The following is a 1,731-nucleotide window of genomic DNA, read 5'->3' on the forward strand; positions in this document are numbered from 1 at the left end:
ATCGAATTGATGCGACGCGTGCTTGCCCTACTCAGTTGGAAGACGCGTGAACCTGCTGGCTTTCCTGCTGCTGGATGGCATCGAGCAGCAGCTTGATCATCACGAAGAACCAGATGGCGAAATTGGCCAGCGGGATGTAGATGCCGAACAGGCCGCTCCAGGCGAAGGGCCCGGATTTGAAATAGACCACCAACGCCGTCGGCAGGAATCCCATCGGCACCCAGATGTTCAGATAGGCCGCCCAGCGCGGAAAGACCGGCTTGTCGCCCTTGTCCAGAAAGATCGCCGCGGCCAAGGCGCAGGACTGGGTCAGGAACGGCGCGAAGGTCATCGACAGGATGATCCAGCCTAGATCGTTGAGCAGCAGCATCAGCTCCGGATCGCGATCAGGGCGGAAGGAGACCGTGGTCCAGATCATCGTCGGAATCAGCACCGCGAGCATCGCGATCGAACCGCCGATGAGTTGCGCCGCAGCCAGGCTCGGATCGCTGCCCTTGATGCGCCGCATCTGCGTGGAGATCGCGCAGACCCAGGGCACGAAGAAAATGCAGGCGGCCTGCGCAATGATCAGACCCAGGCGCTTCATCCAGACATCGGTCTGGTAGAACGCCGCGATCTGTTCAGCGCTGGCATCGGGACGTGGCGGCGGAATGAACCCGGCGAGGAAGATCCAGCCGATGCCGAACAGCACCAGGAAGATCAGCCCGCTCCAGACGCACCAGCGCTGAGCGCGGGCATTCATCGTTTCGGCCATGGGGCTGCTGCCTGCATCGGACATGGAAGGTCTCTTGTTGAACTTCAGCGCCTGATGCAAGCCGGCAAGCTGTGCTGAGGCGGTGCGACGGAAATTGAACCGAGCGTTGCTTGTGAGCCGAAGCGCTTGTCCAGAGGCAGCGCTCCGGACTTGATGAGCGCGCTAGCGAGGTCCCTACGCGGAGGGAATACTCAGGCGGGAAACCGTGAGTGGCCCGGCCAAGCAATTTCTTGCGTCTCGGTAGCCCCGGACTTTACGACATGAGCAGTCCGATGTAGCGGCGGGCAAACCCTTAAGAAGGTTCTGCATTGGCGCTGCTTACAGATCGGCACGGACGGACCGCCACGAATGATCGCGACAATTTGCAAAGGGTTGTAAGGAGTTTTACGGCGGGCTGGCTCTGCTTCTGCAGGCCGCTCTAGTTATTGAAAATATGGTGGCCGAGGACGGAATCGAACCGCCGACACGGGGATTTTCAAAGCGACCAAACGCCTTAAATCCAACGCCCTTTGAAACGTAAGCCGCTGAATTAACTCACTAACCAGCAACAGCCGCACTACACGGATACAACGTCCAATAACCAACTCTATGGGATTATGGGCACAAATTTAGGCACAACGTTAGCGCTAGTCGACGCAAGACGACTCAAGAGGGATGCGACGACCTTCGGTCCTACCCTGTTTCCACGGCTCGTTCGTTAAGTACCGAAAACATCGTGTTTAACCACCGCTTACAAACTGAGCGATGTCCCCTGCTACAAAGCGGCAGTAAGCGGCCGATTCAGTTCAGATCAGCGATCCGAGCGGTGACCAATCTGGCCAGTTTGCGCGGCCAATCAGCTTACCGTTCTCGAAGTGCGCAACCACCCGGTACGGGTTTTGCGCCGACGTGTTGTCGTAGGTAAATCCCTCGTTGGCCATCTGCAGCGCCTGGGCAACGAGGGGCCACAGACGTGGGAAGCGCTCGCGCTGCTTGTC

At 58.6% G+C, this 1,731-nt stretch carries 1 protein-coding gene and 1 pseudogene; both read right to left on the minus strand.

The genetic code is table 11. The features are described 5' to 3' along the window. Positions 1-31 precede the first annotated feature (31 nt). Positions 32-778 (minus strand): hypothetical protein, encoded by a 747-nt coding sequence (locus QZY06_RS04050; protein ID WP_295680531.1) that lies wholly within the window; start codon positions 776-778, stop codon positions 32-34. 761 nt (positions 779-1,539) lie between these two features. Continuing rightward, positions 1,540-1,731, minus strand: a pseudogene (locus tag QZY06_RS04055) (ATPase); the annotation flags it as partial.

Origin of the sequence: uncultured Nevskia sp., from assembly GCF_903885465.1 — a bacterium.
GTDB lineage: Bacteria > Pseudomonadota > Gammaproteobacteria > Nevskiales > Nevskiaceae > Nevskia.